The sequence below is a fragment of the Alteromonas lipotrueae genome, assembly GCF_019249255.1.
Taxonomy (GTDB): Bacteria; Pseudomonadota; Gammaproteobacteria; order Enterobacterales; family Alteromonadaceae; genus Alteromonas; species Alteromonas lipotrueae.
The window spans coordinates 78,661-96,209 of the sequence record NZ_JAESDJ010000001.1; the positions used below are offsets into that span (position 1 = coordinate 78,661).

Annotated in this window: 16 protein-coding genes; 8 read left to right on the forward strand and 8 right to left on the reverse strand. The window is 43.9% G+C overall.

The window, feature by feature from the left end; all coding sequences use genetic code 11:
• Nucleotides 1-224: 224 nt before the first annotated feature.
• From rpoD to rpsU, 4 genes are all read right to left on the reverse strand, one after another.
• A complete protein-coding gene (gene rpoD, locus KYS23_RS00320) occupies nucleotides 225-2,051 on the reverse strand; it encodes an RNA polymerase sigma factor RpoD (protein ID WP_013785437.1) in 1,827 nt (608 codons plus the stop codon).
• Nucleotides 2,052-2,375: 324 nt separating this feature from the next.
• Entirely contained in the window at nucleotides 2,376-4,157 is a 1,782-nt protein-coding gene (gene dnaG, locus KYS23_RS00325; protein WP_218417879.1) for a DNA primase, read from the reverse strand.
• Between the two features lie 141 nt (nucleotides 4,158-4,298).
• The gene (locus KYS23_RS00330) at nucleotides 4,299-4,745 is read right to left on the reverse strand and encodes a GatB/YqeY domain-containing protein (RefSeq protein WP_159528713.1); all 447 of its coding nucleotides are present in this window, start codon (nucleotides 4,743-4,745) and stop codon (nucleotides 4,299-4,301) included.
• Nucleotides 4,746-5,132: 387 nt separating this feature from the next.
• Complete coding sequence (rpsU, locus tag KYS23_RS00335) at nucleotides 5,133-5,348, reverse strand: 30S ribosomal protein S21 (RefSeq protein WP_012517258.1); 216 nt, start codon at nucleotides 5,346-5,348, stop codon at nucleotides 5,133-5,135.
• A gap of 550 nt (nucleotides 5,349-5,898) precedes the next feature.
• On the opposite strand from rpsU, the gene tsaD reads away from it, so the two are divergent.
• On the forward strand, nucleotides 5,899-6,912 hold the full coding sequence (gene tsaD, locus KYS23_RS00340) for a tRNA (adenosine(37)-N6)-threonylcarbamoyltransferase complex transferase subunit TsaD (RefSeq protein WP_159528715.1): 1,014 nt from the start codon (nucleotides 5,899-5,901) through the stop codon (nucleotides 6,910-6,912).
• A 68-nt stretch (nucleotides 6,913-6,980) separates the two neighbouring features.
• Nucleotides 6,981-8,324 carry an alkaline phosphatase family protein gene (locus KYS23_RS00345; protein WP_218418043.1) on the forward strand — a complete coding sequence of 448 codons (1,344 nt, stop codon included), beginning with the start codon at nucleotides 6,981-6,983 and terminating at the stop codon, nucleotides 8,322-8,324.
• Between the two features lie 63 nt (nucleotides 8,325-8,387).
• On the opposite strand, the gene plsY is transcribed toward KYS23_RS00345, so the two are convergent.
• Nucleotides 8,388-8,990, reverse strand: a complete 603-nt coding sequence (gene plsY, locus KYS23_RS00350) for a glycerol-3-phosphate 1-O-acyltransferase PlsY (protein WP_159528717.1) — start codon at nucleotides 8,988-8,990, stop codon at nucleotides 8,388-8,390.
• A 238-nt stretch (nucleotides 8,991-9,228) separates the two neighbouring features.
• Here plsY and folB point away from each other — a divergent pair, with 238 nt between their 5' ends.
• From folB to KYS23_RS00370, 4 genes are all read left to right on the forward strand, one after another.
• Entirely contained in the window at nucleotides 9,229-9,582 is a 354-nt protein-coding gene (folB, locus tag KYS23_RS00355; RefSeq protein ID WP_159528719.1) for a dihydroneopterin aldolase, read from the forward strand.
• Nucleotides 9,582-10,076 carry a 2-amino-4-hydroxy-6-hydroxymethyldihydropteridine diphosphokinase gene (gene folK / locus KYS23_RS00360; RefSeq protein ID WP_159528721.1) on the forward strand — a complete coding sequence of 165 codons (495 nt, stop codon included), beginning with the start codon at nucleotides 9,582-9,584 and terminating at the stop codon, nucleotides 10,074-10,076. The genes folB and folK overlap by 1 nt, the downstream gene beginning before the upstream one ends.
• A gap of 8 nt (nucleotides 10,077-10,084) precedes the next feature.
• Nucleotides 10,085-10,885: an undecaprenyl-diphosphate phosphatase gene (locus KYS23_RS00365; RefSeq protein WP_218417880.1), complete on the forward strand. Its 801-nt coding sequence runs from the start codon at nucleotides 10,085-10,087 to the stop codon at nucleotides 10,883-10,885.
• A 148-nt stretch (nucleotides 10,886-11,033) separates the two neighbouring features.
• On the forward strand, nucleotides 11,034-11,402 hold the full coding sequence (locus KYS23_RS00370) for a histidine triad nucleotide-binding protein (RefSeq protein ID WP_159528724.1): 369 nt from the start codon (nucleotides 11,034-11,036) through the stop codon (nucleotides 11,400-11,402).
• A 151-nt stretch (nucleotides 11,403-11,553) separates the two neighbouring features.
• On the opposite strand, the gene KYS23_RS00375 is transcribed toward KYS23_RS00370, so the two are convergent.
• Nucleotides 11,554-13,263: a dipeptidyl-peptidase 3 family protein gene (locus tag KYS23_RS00375; protein ID WP_159528726.1), complete on the reverse strand. Its 1,710-nt coding sequence runs from the start codon at nucleotides 13,261-13,263 to the stop codon at nucleotides 11,554-11,556.
• A gap of 385 nt (nucleotides 13,264-13,648) precedes the next feature.
• Here KYS23_RS00375 and KYS23_RS00380 point away from each other — a divergent pair, with 385 nt between their 5' ends.
• Nucleotides 13,649-14,485 (forward strand): HDOD domain-containing protein, encoded by an 837-nt coding sequence (locus KYS23_RS00380; protein WP_159528728.1) that lies wholly within the window; start codon nucleotides 13,649-13,651, stop codon nucleotides 14,483-14,485.
• A gap of 48 nt (nucleotides 14,486-14,533) precedes the next feature.
• Here the strand turns inward: KYS23_RS00380 and KYS23_RS00385 are convergent, their stop codons facing one another.
• Nucleotides 14,534-15,697, reverse strand: coding sequence for a benzoate/H(+) symporter BenE family transporter (locus KYS23_RS00385; protein WP_218417881.1), 1,164 nt, complete (start codon nucleotides 15,695-15,697; stop codon nucleotides 14,534-14,536).
• Between the two features lie 167 nt (nucleotides 15,698-15,864).
• On the opposite strand from KYS23_RS00385, the gene KYS23_RS00390 reads away from it, so the two are divergent.
• Nucleotides 15,865-16,431 carry a helix-turn-helix domain-containing protein gene (locus KYS23_RS00390; protein WP_218396258.1) on the forward strand — a complete coding sequence of 189 codons (567 nt, stop codon included), beginning with the start codon at nucleotides 15,865-15,867 and terminating at the stop codon, nucleotides 16,429-16,431.
• A gap of 119 nt (nucleotides 16,432-16,550) precedes the next feature.
• Here KYS23_RS00390 and rdgC read toward each other — a convergent pair whose 3' ends face one another.
• Nucleotides 16,551-17,462 carry a recombination-associated protein RdgC gene (gene rdgC, locus KYS23_RS00395; RefSeq protein WP_013785423.1) on the reverse strand — a complete coding sequence of 304 codons (912 nt, stop codon included), beginning with the start codon at nucleotides 17,460-17,462 and terminating at the stop codon, nucleotides 16,551-16,553.
• Nucleotides 17,463-17,549: the final 87 nt, after the last annotated feature.

Sequence of the window (17,549 nt, forward strand, 5' to 3'; positions counted from 1 at the left end):
ACTAAATATAAAAACGCCCTCAACATTGAGGGCGTTTTTGTATCTGGCATTAAGTTGCTATCGGCCAGTACAAATCGCGGAGCTACTGAATAATTAGCGCCGCAAATGGAACGTAATTACTTTGGCAAGTGACCATGTTGTGCCACAGCTTAGCGCTAACTCAGTTAAAAAAAATCCCCTGACAAAGCAGGGGATTTTTAATTGTTCTAATACTTGTGAATATTCTACTCGTCTAAGAAGCTTCGTAGCTGCTCAGAGCGGCTAGGATGACGTAGCTTACGCAATGCCTTCGCTTCAATTTGACGAATACGCTCACGGGTAACGTCAAACTGCTTACCCACTTCTTCAAGTGTATGGTCAGTATTCATGTCGATACCGAAACGCATGCGAAGTACCTTCGCTTCACGTGCTGTAAGCCCTGCCAACACTTCTTGTGTTGCGTCTTTAAGGCTACCGCCGGTCGCAGAATCGAGGGGCTGTATAATGGTGCTGTCCTCGATAAAATCACCTAGATGCGAATCTTCATCATCGCCAATTGGCGTTTCCATTGAGATTGGCTCTTTAGCTATTTTCAACACTTTGCGAATTTTGTCTTCTGGCATAAGCATGCGTTCAGACAACTCTTCAGGTGTTGGCTCACGACCCATTTCTTGTAGCATTTGACGAGAGATACGATTAAGTTTGTTAATCGTTTCTATCATATGCACAGGAATACGGATAGTACGCGCTTGGTCGGCAATAGAACGGGTAATTGCCTGACGAATCCACCAGGTAGCATAAGTTGAGAACTTATAACCACGGCGATATTCAAACTTATCTACCGCCTTCATCAGGCCGATGTTACCTTCCTGAATAAGGTCAAGGAATTGCAAACCACGGTTGGTGTATTTCTTAGCAATTGAAATAACCAAACGTAAGTTAGCTTCAACCATCTCTTTCTTCGCACGGCGAGCCTTTGCTTCACCAATTGACATACGACGGTTGATGTCTTTGATATCAGCAATAACCAAACCAGTTTCTTGTTCAACCTGGTTCATCTTGCTAATACAGCGTTCAATTTCTTCTTTATTAACGGCTAATGCGTCAGAGTAAGCTGCGTTAGCTTTAATCGCTTTTGTTAACCAAGCAGAAGACGTTTCGTTTCCTGCAAATGCCTTGATGAAATCTTTCTTAGGCATTTTAGCGTTAACAACACAGAACTTCATAACAAGACGTTCTTGGATACGCACTTTGTCCATCATTGAACGCATGTTTTTAACCATACGATCAAATTGCTTAGGCACTAGACGGAATTCTTTGAAGACTTCACTCAATGCATTGATTTGTTCACGAGCGGCAGCATGAGAGCGGCCTTTCTTCTCGATAACGTCACGTGCTTTGATGTATTGATCACGAAGGGCACCAAACTTAGCGCGGGCTAATTCAGGATCTACACCGCCTTCATCTTCGTCTTCTTCGTCATCGTCGTCATCTTCATCTTCCAGTTCTTCTTCTGAAAGCTCAGAGCCGATGTGTGTGGCCGTAGGAGCAAGATCTTGATCATCATTCGGGTCAACAAAACCAGAAATAATGTCGCTGATGCGAATTTCTTCTGCTTCGTACAAGTCCCATTGATCGAGCAAATAGGTGATGGCTTCAGGATATTCAGCAACAGAGCACTGAACCTGATTAATTCCATCTTCTATACGCTTGGCAATTTCAATTTCGCCTTCACGAGTAAGAAGCTCAACCGTACCCATTTCACGCATATACATACGCACAGGGTCGGTGGTACGCCCAATTTCGCTTTCTACGGTAGCAAGCGCTTGAGCAGCAGCTTCAGCTGCGTCTTCATCGGCGGTTGCTTCTTGCATGAGAAGTTCATCTGAATCTGGAGCAGATTCAGAAACTTGAATTCCCATGTCGTTGATCATGCGAATAATATCTTCAATTTGATCAGAATCGACAATATCTTGCGGCAGGTGGTCGTTAACTTCTGCAAAGGTTAAGTAACCTTGCTCTTTACCTTTTGCAATCAGGAGTTTAATCTGAGACTGCTTGCTTTGCGCCATATAACCTACACTTCTCACATTCAATTAGTTTGCAATAGAAATACCCATACCAAAGAGGTATGTACATTATTTCTCTGTAGTACTACTGTTGTATCAATGCCGCTTCCGCTCGGTGTCACGTCATATTAAACGGTGCACACCTGCCCGGGTTTGGTTCTGCCCGTTTTGTTCGGCTTTATAATTGCTACTGACATTGCTGCAAATTTGTTCACATTTATGCTTATAAGCGTGCGTGCAGCGAATTAGCCAGTATAGCAGAATTACTAATGGTTTTACCAGATTGACGGCTGTTTTTTTAGCCAGTTATTAGCCTCGACCTTATGGTCAGCTTTTCTGGCGCTCCTTCATTAACAAGTTCAGTTCCTCTTTTTCCACTTGAGTGAGTGGCTGAACCCGAGAGCGGGAAATTAAAGTTTCTATGCGGCTATCGAAATGCCAATCGAGTAATCGAGCAAAACTGTCGCTGTAAACACGCTCAGCATCCTCGTCTTTAACAAGATGTTCTTGTAACAATAATTTCGCGATAGTAGAAGAATGGGGATGATTACGGAAGTTTTCAACCAGCTGTGCAGTGGTTGCTTGGGGATATTGCGCGCAATAGCGATGAATATCCAATAAAAGATCCATTCCGATTGCGTCACTCCCTTCAAATACGGAAGGTTGCACGTCATCACAACGTGTGGCTAACGAGGGAGAGTCTAGCAGTAACCTAATCAGCATGCGTAGCGGTGACAAGCGAGCTTTACCTACTTGGTTTCTATTCGCTGAATATGCGGGCTTGCTACTGGCATGGTTCGCTTTGGATATATCCTGCTGCAATTTAAATCTATCGTATTCACCGGTGTGTTTAGCAAGCTCTTCTAATAGCATTTGCTTTTGGTCGTCACCCTGCACACTCTCAATTAATGGCATGGCTGCTTTGCGAAGCGCTATTTTACCTTCCGGTGTACCCACTTTATGTGTTTTCAATTGGTTTTCGAAGAAGAAGCGTGACAATGGCATAGCATTATCAAGCATTTCCATGAAGGCATCTTTACCAATTTTTCTTACCATAGTATCTGGGTCTTCGCCGTCAGGTAAGAATAAGAAAGACAGTCTGACACCGTCTTTTAACGCGGGCAGGGCATTTTCTAATGCGCGCCACGCCGCTTCTCGACCTGCACGGTCGCCATCATAACAACAAACAATATGCGGGGTTGCGCGCACTAACATTTGCATATGTTCAGCCGTGGTGGCGGTGCCAAGTGCAGCCGTTGCTTGGTTAATACCAAATTGACTTAACGCCACCACATCCATATAACCTTCAACTATGAGTACTGCGTCGAGCTGACGGTTCTGTTGACGAGCTTGGTAAAAACCAAAGAGCTCGCTGCCTTTATGAAAAATACGGGTTTCAGGGGAGTTTAAGTATTTTGGGCCGCCGTCTTCTAATACGCGGCCACCAAAACCGACTACGCGGCCTCGTTTGTCCCGAATGGGGAACATGATTCGGTCGCGAAAAAAATCGTAGCGTCTGCCTTGGTCGTTTTGATTAACCAATTTTAAGTCGATAAGCTGTTTTACTCGGGCTTGGTCTTTGCCAAAGGTTTTTAGCAACGCATCCCAACTGTCTGGTGCATAGCCTATTTCCCATTGCTTAACGATATCGCCACTAAGCCCACGGCTTTTTAAATAATCTATGGCTTTGCCGCTATTTTCATCTTGTTTAAGTTGGTGTTGAAAAAAGCGAACAACTTGTTCCATTAGTGAGTAGTCGTCTTGCTGCTGTTGCTTTTTCTCTTCGCTAACCACAGGCAAGTGGCCTTTTTCTCTCGGTACTTCTAACCCGTAGAGTTTGGCGAGTTCTTCAATAGCCTCAACAAACTCAAGGCGGTCGAACTCCATCAAAAAGGAAATCGCGTTGCCGTGGGCACCACAACCAAAGCAATGATAGAACTGCTTTTCTTGGCTTACGGTAAAAGAAGGGCTTTTCTCATTATGAAAAGGGCAGCAAGCTTGATAATTTTTGCCCGCTTTTTTTAACTTCACCCTACTATCAACAATGTCTACAACATCGGTGCGTGAGAGAAGATCATCAATAAAATCGCGAGGTATTTTTCCGGCCATGGGGAGACACTAATGCTTATAACGGTAATTAGGGTAGCACAAAAAAGTACTTTAACAGGGAAGGTAAATAATGAAAATACCAGGTTTGCGATTACACAAACCTGGCTAGTTCTATTTCTACCACTCGATTTTTATCGATATTTAGGCATTTAAACGGGCTTTTATTTTAGCGCTTAGTGCGCCCATATCTGTGCGGCCTTGTACTTGTGATTTTAGGCTACCCATCACTTTACCCATATCTTGCATACCTTGAGCACCGGTACTTACCATAGCTTCATCAATTAAGGTGGCAAGTTCGTCTTCGGTTAAAGGCTGCGGAAGAAAACCTTCCAACACGATAATCTCTTCACGCTCTTTACTGGCCAAGTCATCACGGTCAGCGGCATCAAATTGAGAGGCGGCATCTTGACGCTGTTTAACCATCTTGGTTAGTACTGCAAGAATATCGCTATCAGTAAGGGTGATTTGCTCGTCGATTTCACGTTGTTTAATGGCTGCTATTGCCATGCGAATGGTGCCTAGACGTAATTTCGCTTTAGCGCGCATTGCATCTTTTTGTGCAGATTTTAAATCGTCTATTAAAGCCATGATGCTCCCAAATTAAGTAAAGTTTCAACAAAGAAGGAAAGTCATTATAAAGGTATAAAGAAAAAAGTTATAAAAAGAAAAAAGTAAAACAGTAAAAGTAAAAAAACATTCTATGTAGGGATACTCATAAAAAGGCATACACTATCGATAACGGGCGAGTCAGTGGGGTATTAAAAATCGAGAGTCTATCAGAGGGTCTTGATATTCACCGACGCACTGCATGTTAATACCGCCGCGCTAGATGTTAATACCGCTGCGCTAGATGTTAATACCGCCGCGCTAGATGTTAATAAAGAATAACAAGCGCGAATGAAAGTTTTCTGTACCCCAGAAACGCGAAAGGTGCTGCAAATGCAACACCTTTCAGACTCGTAAGTTAACCCTGTTTTAGTAGAGTTTTACGCGACGTGCGTTTTCACGAGCTAATTTCTTTAGATGACGCTTTTTCGCAGCGGCTTTCTTACGCTTGCGTTCCCAAGTAGGCTTTTCGAAGAACTCACGACGACGAACTTCAGACAATACGCCTGCTTTTTCACAAGAACGCTTAAAACGACGCAGCGCTACATCAAACGGCTCGTTTTCTCTAACTTTAACGATAGGCATTTAAACACTCACCTCAAAACTTTTGCTGTATAATTCCGGGAAATTGAGCGCTAAAAAGGCCACCCGGGTTAAAAATGGTGCGAAATTCTAATCATTTCCGAACAGAAAGTAAAGACTGAATTGCCAAAAAATAGGCAATATTGCGCAAATAAACGAAGCACCATTCCAAGATATGCGGAATAAAGGTAAACTCTGCGCCCTCTGAGACAAGGTAATACCTTTTATCTGTCTACGTGAGAAGAAGAATTCAGCGCGATCCCGCATTGGTTGAGTGGATCATATCACAGACCGCAGATGATCAAACAGGTCAGGTGCTGATCTATTGCAATAAACTTTGTTGCAATAAGTGCTGAGGTAACTCAAGTATCCTCTTGCAGGGTAAATGATGCTGATTATGCTCAATACTTTATGCTCAATACTTGCGATTCGGCTATAGCTTGTGCTCGACAGGTTCGATAACTAAGTAAGCCTTTGGTGTTTGTTGTACCGTAAACATTGATGTTAAAGATGTAAAAGTAAGGTTTGGCTCAATGCAAATATTAGGAATAGTATGCGTATATTAGGAATAGAAACTTCTTGTGATGAAACGGGAATCGCCGTTTATGACGATACTGCGGGATTATTGTCACACGAATTATACAGCCAAGTTAAATTACACGCCGATTACGGTGGTGTAGTGCCTGAACTTGCGTCACGGGATCATGTTAGAAAAATTATCCCGCTTATCGAAAAAGCGCTTAGTGATGCTAACACCCAACCTAACGAATTAGACGGCGTAGCCTTCACCCAAGGCCCAGGCCTTGTAGGTGCTTTACTAGTAGGTTCTTCCGTAGGGCGTTCTTTAGCTTACGCGTGGGGTGTACCCGCAGTAGGTGTACATCATATGGAGGGGCATTTACTCGCCCCCATGTTAGAAGACAACGCGCCTGAATTTCCTTTTATTGCATTGTTAGTATCGGGCGGTCACTCTATGTTGGTAAAAGTAGAAGGTATAGGCAGCTACGAAGTTCTCGGTGAGTCGATAGATGATGCAGCTGGTGAAGCCTTTGATAAAACGGCCAAACTATTGGGGCTCGATTACCCTGGAGGGCCCTTATTAGCCAAGCTGGCAGAAAAAGGCGAGCCAGGACACTACAAATTCCCAAGGCCAATGACAGACCGCCCTGGTTTAGATTTCAGCTTCAGCGGTTTGAAAACTTTTGCGGCTAATACCATCCGCGCTGCCGATGACAACGAACAAACCAAAGCTAATATTGCATACGCGTTTCAAGAAGCGGTAATCGACACACTCATTATTAAGTGTAAGCGAGCACTCAAACAAACGGGTATGAAGCGCTTAGTAATTGCTGGCGGCGTAAGCGCGAATACGATGTTGCGAGCACAAATGAAAACCTTGATGGATGATTTACGCGGTGAGGTTTTCTACCCTAACTTAGCGTACTGTACCGACAACGGCGCCATGATAGCTTATGCAGGGATGCAGCGTTTGAAAGCTGGTGAAGTATTAGGGCTTTCTTCGCAAGCTAAACCTCGCTGGCCGCTGGATACGTTAGCGCCAGTATAATAATGTTGTCATCACAGGGTATTATCATGCTAAATAGTAAGTTTCTTTAGCATGTAGGAAATCTAGTGGTGTTTTTTCGTGGTAGCGCTTGGCTCACAATACAGTTTATTGGCACGTTACTTACCGCTAGTTGGTTGTCGCTAGCGGCCTTTAGTGCCCATGCAGTAAATAAGCATGCAATTAATAACACCATAATTAATAAGGATGCGGTTACCCATAAGAATCTGGCCTCGAGTCAGTCGGCTGAAATTCACAAAAATCATGTGGTTCTTATATCTTTAGATGGGTTTAGACATGATTACATCGAGCTGCATAATGCAAAAAATCTCGCACGAATTGCTAAGGCCGGTGTTCGAAGCACGTCGTTAATACCTGTCTATCCCGCCAATACTTTCCCCAACCATATTTCCATAGTGACTGGGTTACTACCCATACATCACGGCATTGTCGATAATCGTTTTTATGACAAGTTGCGACCCAGTAAAGAGGGGCGCTATGCTCAATATTCTATGGGGAAGGCACAAGGCGACAGCAGCTGGATTACTGCGATGCCCCTTTGGCTTTTGGCCGAGTTTCAGGGGCACAAAGCAGCAACCTATTTCTGGCCTGAATCTGACGCTAGAATAGCAGGAGCACTGCCTACTTATCTTTATCACTACTCGAAGCATGCAGATTACCAACAACGGGTAGATCAAATCGTTCAATGGTTAAGTCTGCCGGAAGCTGCAAGGCCACTTTTTGTCTCAGGCTACTTCTCATTGACTGACACTGTGGGGCACGACGAAGGTCCTAGGTCGGAGAAAACAAAAGAGGCTGTTGCAAGGGTAGATAGGCTAATCGGGCAATTGTACGACCGATTAAATGCGCTTTCGATAGACGTTAATTTTGTTGTGGTATCTGATCACGGTATGACCAACGTCAAAGATAGCCATCAGATTATGGTTGAGTCATTAAATATTCCCGATTATTTCACCGTGCTTAACAATGGTGCGCAAGTGCGTCTATATGCTAAGCCAGAGGTTACACACGAGCAAATTGAAGATGAGAAAAACCGACTCCGGTTATTGGCCGAAGGGAAATTCATCGTGCTCACCTCCGTTGAGCGCGGCGTCAGGCATTCACAGTACAATGCGCGAACCGGTGATATTATTATGGAAGTTGCTCCGCCTGCACGGTTTAAAAGCGAAGGAAATACTCATGTGAGTAAGGGTAGCCATGGTTATCTCAATACGTTACCTGACATGGGCGGGCTATTCGTGGCGTCCGGGCCTTCGTTTAAACAAGGTAAAGTACTTCCAGCCTTCAGTAATCTAGAAATATACCCCGCGCTTGCTGAAATTATGGGCTTAGCACTACTTTCCTCTATCGATGGTGAAATTAAGGTATTGCTCGAAGGTTTAAAAGAACAATGACGCTTAGCAAGCTTTAGCATACGCCCAAGCTGAAATTCAACGTGCAGGCTAACGTAATTTTACTTACTCTTTGGTATTGCCTTTGTCCCAAATTTTGCCTTCAGAGCGGCTTATTAATCTTTTGATGTTGTCGCGATGTCGCAAGATAATCAGCAAAGAGAGCATGATGACTGGAACGGTGTAAAGGGGTTTTATTAACCAAGTAAAAAGCGGGGCAAGGCTTACTGCTACCAAGGCGCCAAGTGACGAATAGCCGGTAAGAAACACCACAATAACCCAGCTCAAAATAAGCAAACCAGCTAAATCTAAGCCAATGGGTAACATGGCACCAAATGCCGTTGCTACTGCTTTGCCCCCTTTAAAGCCAAAATATAAAGGGAAAATATGACCTAAACATGCGGCAATTGCGACTAGGCCTAAAAGCACGGGGTCTAAGCCTAAAAAGTAGCTGGAATAAACCGGAATAGTCCCTTTTAAAATATCCATTACCAGCACAAGCAATGCCGGAATTCTGCCACCAATTCGATATACATTGGTGGCGCCGGGGTTCTTAGAGCCTGCAGTACGAGGATCGGGGAGAGAGAATGACTTGCAAATAACTACCGCGCTCGATAAAGAGCCAAACAAATAGGCTACGCAAATCATTAAAAGGGCTAACGGTATCATTATTGCTGCTTTAACCTGCTGCTTTGTACACTAAACGTATATCTACACTAATAATATGGGGCGAATGCTATTGTGCGTGTTGCCCCCACTTGCAGTACAACGGTATAGTTGTGCCACCATCGCCCCATGGCGAATAACGTAAAGCGTAAAGCTACTCCATTCAAAAGTGATATACCACCTTTTGAGAAGAAGTTAACGTGGTAGTAAGACCAGTATGGTCATAAGAATGAAAAGGTTTATGGGAAAAATATATATAACAGGGCTGGCTGTCGATACTCTTATTGGTGTGTATGATTGGGAACGGGAGCGTTTAACCACGCTGTTGCTCGATGTTGAACTCGACGCTGACCTAGATGCAGCAATGCAGTCAGATAATGTCGACGATACCATTAACTATGCCGACGTGGCTGATTGTATTACCGAGGTAGGAAAAACGAGTCGTTTTATGCTGTTAGAAGCATTTGGCGGCGCGGTAATGCACAAGGTATTAACCACCTTTCCGGCCCATGCCATTCGCCTTAAAATTGTGAAGCCGAATATTCTTCCTAATGCACAAACGGTGGCAGTAGCAATGTATCAGGAAAAGTCCTAGTGGGGCGTCATACCATTTTAATCAGTGTGGGTTCTAATATCGACAAAGAACACTACATACGAGAAAGTATCAAAGCGCTTAAACAGAATTTCGATGACGTTAGTTACTCTTCGGTATATGAGAGTGAGTCAGTCGGCTTTGATGGCAGTGCCTTTTATAACCTAGTGGCGAAAGCCGTTACTTCTATGAGTATTATTGAAGTGCGAGATACCTTTCGTCAGATTGAAAGCGACAATGGCCGTAAACACGGGGAAAAGAAATTTTGTTCCCGTACACTGGACTTAGATTTACTCACATACGACGACCACATTACCCATGAACCCGTTGTGCTACCTCGGGAGGAGATTCTGTATAACGCCTTTGTATTATGGCCGTTAGCTGAATTGGTCCCTAATGATATTCATCCTGTTGAAGGTAAAACCTACGAGGCGCTTTGGCAGGCATTTGATAAAGAAAAACAAACACTCTCGCCCATCAATTTTACTTGGAGCTAAGCAACGGAATGACACTGTTCGAAATAATCATATTGGCTATTATTCAGGGCGTTACCGAATTTTTACCTATCAGCAGTTCTGGGCATCTTTTACTGCCCGCAGAATTATTTGGCTGGGTAAGTCAGGGGTTAGCGTTTGATGTTGCTGTTCACGTGGGAAGCTTACTGGCGGTAATGATTTATTTTCGCCAAGAAATTGCACAAATGACAGTGGCTTGGGTAACTAAGGGCTTTACAAAAGAGCAAAACACCGACAGTAAGTTAGCGTGGTATGTGATTATCGCGACTATACCTGCTGTGATTATTGGCTTTGTAATGAAAGACTGGATAGAACTTAACGCCAGAACCGCCCTTGTTATTGCCGCTACCACTATTATTTTTGGCCTTGCCCTATTGTATGCCGACGCCACCGCGAAACGCACCCAAGATTTAACATCGCTTAATTGGAAACAAGCATTGTTGATTGGGTTAGCGCAAGTGCTGGCACTTATTCCTGGTACTTCACGCTCGGGTATTACCATGACCGCAGGTTTGATGTTGGGGTTAAATAGAGAGAGTTGTGCGCGCTTTTCGTTCTTACTTTCTATTCCCGTTATTTTGGGCGCAGGTTTGCTCGCCACCCTCGATTTATTGCAAGCTAACGAAGCGGTCGATTGGTCTGCGTTGCTTTATGGTGCTGCGTTTTCATTTGTGAGTGCTTACTTATGTATTTACCTTTTCCTTAGCTGGATATCTCGAATTGGTATGCTTCCATTTGTGATTTACCGTTTACTATTAGGCGTCATTTTGCTTTGGTTCGTTTTTGTATAAGCGGTTCGCACACGCTGTTCGCATAAGCTCGGGTTCACAAAAGACTGTGTTAGCGTAATAACGGGGCGAATTCTTTCTAGGGAGCGCGCCTCTTTTGAAGCGTTATGCAATGCAGTATGGTTACTATAATTGATGTAGGGAGTACGCAATGTTAGACACTATTTTTACGAAGATTATCAATAAAGAAATACCAGCAGATATCCTTTATGAAGATGATATCTCGTTGGCGTTTAGAGACATTAACCCGCAAGCGCCGGTCCATTTTTTAGTGATCCCGAAAAAAGCGATCCCGACTATAAATGACATCACGAAAGAAGATAGAGAGGTAGTCGGACACTTGTCGTACGTCGCCGCAAAAGTTGCAGCTGACCTAGGCGTAGACGAGCAGGGTTACCGCACGGTAATGAACTGTAATGAATTTGGTGGGCAAACGGTGTACCACATACATTTACATGTGCTAGCCGGTAAAATTATGGGCTGGCCGCCATATACTGATACCGCAAAGCGCTTAGAATAGATAGCGCTTGGAGTAAAAGCCCTTGAATTGAAAAACGTTCTGAAAAACCTTTCAAGGTAGAATAGTGAGTTAAATAGCCAGTCAGTTGCTTGACATAGATAGGCAACTGACTGGCTTAGTCTTTACTGAGCCAGTTATCGATAAATAGTGGTTAGTTCAAACCAAGTACCTTTTTACCTTGTTCGAAGTGAATATCGACAGGAATGTTTGCCGCTTCTAAGCGCGCTAAATCTGCCGCTAGCTGTGGTTTAATCACGCCCATACTGGCTACAAGCTCTGCAACACCATCGTAGTCGCCATCACCTTGCAGGGTTAAAATAAGCTCAGATAATGCGGCGATTGCTGCGCCCATCTTCTCAACATTAACGCGATAAACACCTTCTTCAGTTTGCTCAAAAGCGCCTTCTTGTGCAAAGAAATTAAAGCGGATCATATTCGCTTTACCGTGGGCACTAGACGCCCCAAAACGTACTGAGCGGAAAATGCCGGCCATAAAGGTGACGTAGTAATCTTCAAGTGTACCCTCTGAAATTTCACCTTTTTCAAGTAAGCTTTGAATCATGTAAAGACCCAAAATGTCAGCTTTACCTTCTTCTAATGCAGAGGCGTGTTCTTTAAGTGAGCCTCTTACTGTATCGCTACCATCAAGGGTGTTTTTTATACCTAAGCCATGCGCCACTTCATGAAACATGGTGTTAGCAAAAAACGCATCAAACGTAATATGATCACGTTGCTCAGGTGCAATTAACATATCCGCAATAGGAATAAGAATATTGTCGAATTTGGCACGCATCGCGTTTTTCAGTTGCAAACGACGGGTGCCTTTTTCAAGCTGTACACGCTCATCGTTAGGCAAATTGATTGCAATGGTTTTACTGCCAGCATTTGAATGCCCCGCGTAATACACCACGTCATAGGCGTTTAAGTCGGCATCGGAGCCAGGTACTTCCGCTTTGTACTGGGCAGGTACAGGTAAATCTTTTTGTAGCTCTGGAAGAAAAGCAGCGTATTTTGCGAGTTTTTCACTCCACGCTAAATCTTTTACCAAAACGTAGGCTTCAAAGGCGGCGCGATAACCAAATAGTTGGTCTTCATAGCTTTCGATTGGGCCTATTACCAACTCTACAGGGTTGGTCTTCATGTCCATCCACGCCATATCCGAGGCTAAGTAATCGTCGGTAAGTAATGCTTGTGCACGCAGGGTTAAGTAGGCTTTAAAGCTTGGATCTTCGGCAAGTTCAGCTGCCTCTTTTAGAATCTTTGATGCAGCGGTTAGTTCACTTTTGTACGCCTCAGAGTAGGGCACAGAGTAAAGGTTGCCAGCTTCATCTTGCTTCACCAACGAGTATAAGCCTTGTTTGTCATCGAACGTGGCGGTCGCGAAGTCAGCCTTTGTCATGTTGTGAGGATAAAATTCAGCACCTAGGGCTTTCTCTTCATAGCCCGCTAGAAACGCGTTATCGCCGTTCAATCTGTCCCATGGGCCATAGTTGATTGAAGCAAAGTGTTTAACGTCGTCGCTTTCAATACTATTTAAAAACGCATTTTTATCGCCGAAGAAAGCTTGTTTCCAAAATAAGTCGTCCATTATTTTAGACGCATCAATAAGCAAACCTATCATCTTTTGTTGGTTGTCGCTTAAATGGGATAAGTCACTGGTCAGTTCAACGGGATGATAAATAGATAACCGAGACTCATCCACAAGAAGCGTACTATCTGGTGATGCGGTGTGCGAAGCCTCTACAGAAGGGGGGGCCTTTGATACGGCTTCTTGGGGGGCCTTGGAGCAGGCGCTCATAAATAAACTTGTGGCAACCGCCACGGCAAGAGTAGAGTAATGTTTAGGTGAAAATTTTATCATAACGTTTTCTGTTTTAGATTTATTAGCAGGATAAGAATATACAATAAAGTAACACGTTAGCGAGCGGCGTTTTGATGTGTATCAAGGTTTCATGTAAAGGCATATGTACTACACTGTTCATAACGCGTAATAATACTATTCAATATTGAGTTAGTAAAAGGTTCAATATTATTTAAGCTCAATAACGGTTATAACATATGGGGAATGTGATTTCCTGCTATCATAAAGCTATGCTTTTCATATGCGTAGCGTATAGTGGGATAATAAGTCTCTGAGCAACTGCAACTTGGTCATTTACTCGCAAACAAGGATTACAGTGTAACCGCGGGTATCTTAAATTCATTGCCTTTTAGTGGCTATTTGAAACATATCTAAGGGTAGGTATATGTCTACACAAAATGCGCTCTCAACAATTCTTGTTGAAAAAATAACAAACGACACACTCGTACTTCCTACGTTACCGGCTATTGCTTTAAAAGTGAGAAAGTCAGCGGATGATCCTAATATCAATCTAAGTGCTATGGGGGATGTTATCGGTCAAGACCCCTCGCTAAGCGCAAGAATGATTAAAATTGCGAACAGTGCTTATATGGGCCGCAGTATCAAAGTAAATTCTATCAGCCAAGCGGTAACCCGTATTGGTTTACGCCAAATCAAAAACATTTCAACCGCGCTTGCCATGGAACAGCTGTTCGTTTCTAAAAACGACGTAGTGAGCGCTTATCTACAAAAAGAGTGGGCGAATACGGTTAATATCGTGGCCAATTCAATGGCGGTAATGCAGCTCTATATTACTCGTACGAAAAAGCGTGAAATGAGTATGGATATTATGACGCTAACAGCGTTAACCCATAACATTGGCGTATTACCTATTCTGACCGAAGCCGAAAGACACCCTGAAGTGTTTGCGAATCCAACCTTTTTAGAAGTGGCCATCGACAAACTAGCGGGTCAAATTGGCGCTAGCATCATGCGAGAATGGGGCTTCGGTGAAGAGTTTGTGAATGTAGCCAAATGCTGGAAAGATTTGAGCTATATACCTGAACAGGTTACCTACATAGATTTCGTTCGTGTTGGTGCGGCCGTTTCTGGCGCAATGGACAGTCAAAAAGACGCTGTTTTGAACTTAGCCATACAGCGTGATGTTATTGATGATGTGGCGGTACTTCACTCCGATGAATTTACCGACCTTGCCAGTGCAGCGAAGCAAATATTTGCCTAACGCTTTGCTACAATAATGCGAGTAAAGCATGACTAATAAAAGCCGAACTTATGTTCGGCTTTTTTGTTTGTTGCTTTCAACCAACATGAGTAATAAGCCCAGTAATAGGCCCCACACCGCTGACGTGATGGAGAAAAGACTGAAGCCTGACGCCGTACATAAAAAAGTGACCAAGGCTGCGTGACGGTACTTGTCACTTTCTACCGTTTTAACCAAGGCGGCTTGTAAGGTAGCCAGTAGCGCAAGCCCTGCCAGTAAGTGCACCACAATAGGAGGCATTGAAACGAATAGAACCACCACAACAGACGCGAGCAGACCCATAAATAGGTAGCCAATGCCTGCGGCAATGGCCGCTTTGTAGCGCTGGGTTTTATCTTTGTCTGCTTCTTCCCCCATACACAAAGCTGCGGTTATTGCCGCAAGATTAAACGTGAACCCGCCAAACGGCGCCAGCACACCCTGCAATATTGCAATGCCGCTTAGCACTTTTTTATGGTCGGGGTGATAACCGTGGGCATGATGTATCGCAATGCCAGGTAAATTCTGAGAAAGGGTAGTGATAATATACAGGGGAACGGCAAGCCCTATAGAGGCGGTTACTGAAAATTCAGGGCTTACCCATACGGGGGTTGGTAGTGCGAGCGTTAACGCGAGCGCTTGGTTTAACCAGCTACTTGTAGCGATAGAAACGGCCAGTAAACACAACATAAGGTAGCGAGGGAAAAAGCGGCTTCCAATAAGATAGATTGCCAGAAAACCGGAAACGATATAAGGGTATTGTTCTACATCAGTGAATATTGATATGCAGATAGGCAGTAAAATACCTGCCAGAAGCGCTGATGAGATACTTGCCGGAATTCGGCTTATTTGATTGAGCAAACTGCGACTTTGCGCGGTAACTAGGGAAAGTACTGCGCAGATGATAAAGGCGCCAATACTTTCAGGAAGGCTGTACTGTTCAACGCTACCTAATAAAAAGGCCGCACCAGGGGTAGACCAGGCGGTGACCACTGGCATTTTCATTAGCCAAGAATAGAAGATACAGGAAATGCCCATTCCTAAGCCTAATGCGAGAAGCCAGCTTATGACCATATCTGGGCTCGCCCCCGCTTTACGGGCAACATCGATAACAATAACAACGGCGCTGCTATAGCCAACGGTGACTGCGGTTAACCCTGAAGAAATGTGGCTAATCTGCCATTTTGATTTCATCTTTGCCTCAATGATTTGAACCCGTTTCAAAATTACTTCATACTCTGTGCGTTATAACGTACAAGTTTAACTTACTTTACACTTGTGCGTTATAACGCACAAGGTATTTTGTTTTTAAAATACTCAATCGATTCTATTTGTGGGTATTCGATAAGTAGCAGTGACATATGAATAACAACAGCGATGCACTACATGCGGGGGATTTTTCGTTAAGTATTTCTACGCGTTTGAAGCAATTACGTAATGATATGGGCTTGTCTCTTGATAAAACCGCCACGCTAACCGGTGTGTCTAAAGCTATGTTAGGCCAAATAGAGCGGCAAGAATCAAGCCCTACTATCGCTACCTTGTGGAAGATTGCGACAGGGTTAAACGCCTCGTTTTCCTCCTTTATAGCGTCAAACGCACAGTCTGAATTCGACGTTAATCACGGCTTTATTCACGACCCAAACATGCAAGTGAAAACCCTTTTTCCTTTTGATGTAAACAAAGGTTTTGAGGTGTTTGAAATTACCTTAACGCATTTTCATGAGCAGTGTTCAACCGCCCATCAAAGTGGGGTGACAGAGCATATTCATTGTATTGAGGGCAGGTTAACCTTGAGGCAAGGCGATGAGAGTAAAACCATCACGGCAGGCGAGCAGTATTTAATAAAGGCCGATCAAGTACATGGCTATAAAGACGAAAGTGGGGAAACTCGGTTTATTAATATTATCCACTATCCGGTGCTGTAGAGGCAGATGACAGGCAAATGGTTAGATGCAAAGCTGGAGGGTAAGATAAATAAAGTGTTAAGCGGTGCCTATGAGGCACTGCTCAACACGTATTAGTTATGCGCTAGTTGAAAATGATATTACGTGTTAGCGTCATTCAAGTTGAGCGTTTCTCGCAAGAAGTTTAGCAAAGTACAAAGCTCTGCAGACATCAACGCAAATTCCGCATCTAAGCGCGCTTCAACTTGGTCTTTAGGAATGTCTTCAGTCTCTTCTTTTAATCTATCGGTAAACTTAATACGCTTTAGCGAACCGTCTTCAGCAATAACAGCCGTTAGGGTATCTTGGTATTCAAAAGCCACTTTTTGTACCAGCTTTCCTGCATCCAAATGAATCGTGATTTCATCACTATCAAGAGGCTGGTTTTTGCAGCGAATAATGCTGCCAGCATCATCTGTCGACTTGAACTCAGCTTCTTCAAGTAGTGCTATGCCATCTGGCGCAGCATCAGTAAGCCAGTGGGTAAGTTCAGACTGCAAACTGTGTCGTGCTAAAGGCACAACAGGCAGTGAGCCAATGGCTTTTCTTACCAATGCTAAAAAGGCTTCAGCTTTGCCATCGGCAGATGCATCAACAGCCACAAGGTTATCTTCTAACGATATAAACCCATGGGTATAAGTGTTTTTAGTAAACGCTTGAGGTAACAAGCGAGTTTGAATTTCCTGCTTAAGATCGGCTTTCGCCTTTTTCCCCACAGGCGAACCGGTTTCCATTTCAATTTTGGCAACCATATCGTCCAGTTCGGCATTAATCACCGCGGCAGGCAGTAGTTTTTCTTGTTTCTTAACGGTAAGCCAGTAACGTTGTCCAACGCGCTGAAACATGGTGCCTTGTTTGCCAGCTTGAGAGAAAGGGGAGGCAAAGCCCATAGTGGCTAAGTCTTGACTCTTACAAGGGCGAAAAGCTTGTTCGCTTAGCACGCGCTCCAGATCGCCATCGTCAAGGGAAAGTGGCTGTGTAATTTGGTAGGCTTTTATATTTTTAAACCACATTTGAGGCTATCTCTTTTAAAAATGGTGGGCAAGCGTACCAAGCTAGCGAATGCGGTGCAACGGATATAGTACGGGAGCTAAAGAGAT

Coding starts and splice junctions, on each gene's coding strand:
- rpoD (WP_013785437.1), bottom strand. CDS start 2,051: ATGGCGCAAAGCAAGCAGTCTCAGATTAAACTCCTGATTGCAAAAGGT.
- dnaG (WP_218417879.1), bottom strand. CDS start 4,157: ATGGCCGGAAAAATACCTCGCGATTTTATTGATGATCTTCTCTCACGC.
- KYS23_RS00330 (WP_159528713.1), bottom strand. CDS start 4,745: ATGGCTTTAATAGACGATTTAAAATCTGCACAAAAAGATGCAATGCGC.
- rpsU (WP_012517258.1), bottom strand. CDS start 5,348: ATGCCTATCGTTAAAGTTAGAGAAAACGAGCCGTTTGATGTAGCGCTG.
- tsaD (WP_159528715.1), top strand. CDS start 5,899: ATGCGTATATTAGGAATAGAAACTTCTTGTGATGAAACGGGAATCGCC.
- plsY (WP_159528717.1), bottom strand. CDS start 8,990: ATGATACCGTTAGCCCTTTTAATGATTTGCGTAGCCTATTTGTTTGGC.
- folB (WP_159528719.1), top strand. CDS start 9,229: ATGGGAAAAATATATATAACAGGGCTGGCTGTCGATACTCTTATTGGT.
- KYS23_RS00365 (WP_218417880.1), top strand. CDS start 10,085: ATGACACTGTTCGAAATAATCATATTGGCTATTATTCAGGGCGTTACC.
- KYS23_RS00370 (WP_159528724.1), top strand. CDS start 11,034: ATGTTAGACACTATTTTTACGAAGATTATCAATAAAGAAATACCAGCA.
- KYS23_RS00375 (WP_159528726.1), bottom strand. CDS start 13,263: ATGATAAAATTTTCACCTAAACATTACTCTACTCTTGCCGTGGCGGTT.
- KYS23_RS00380 (WP_159528728.1), top strand. CDS start 13,649: ATGTCTACACAAAATGCGCTCTCAACAATTCTTGTTGAAAAAATAACA.
- KYS23_RS00385 (WP_218417881.1), bottom strand. CDS start 15,697: ATGAAATCAAAATGGCAGATTAGCCACATTTCTTCAGGGTTAACCGCA.
- KYS23_RS00390 (WP_218396258.1), top strand. CDS start 15,865: ATGAATAACAACAGCGATGCACTACATGCGGGGGATTTTTCGTTAAGT.
- rdgC (WP_013785423.1), bottom strand. CDS start 17,462: ATGTGGTTTAAAAATATAAAAGCCTACCAAATTACACAGCCACTTTCC.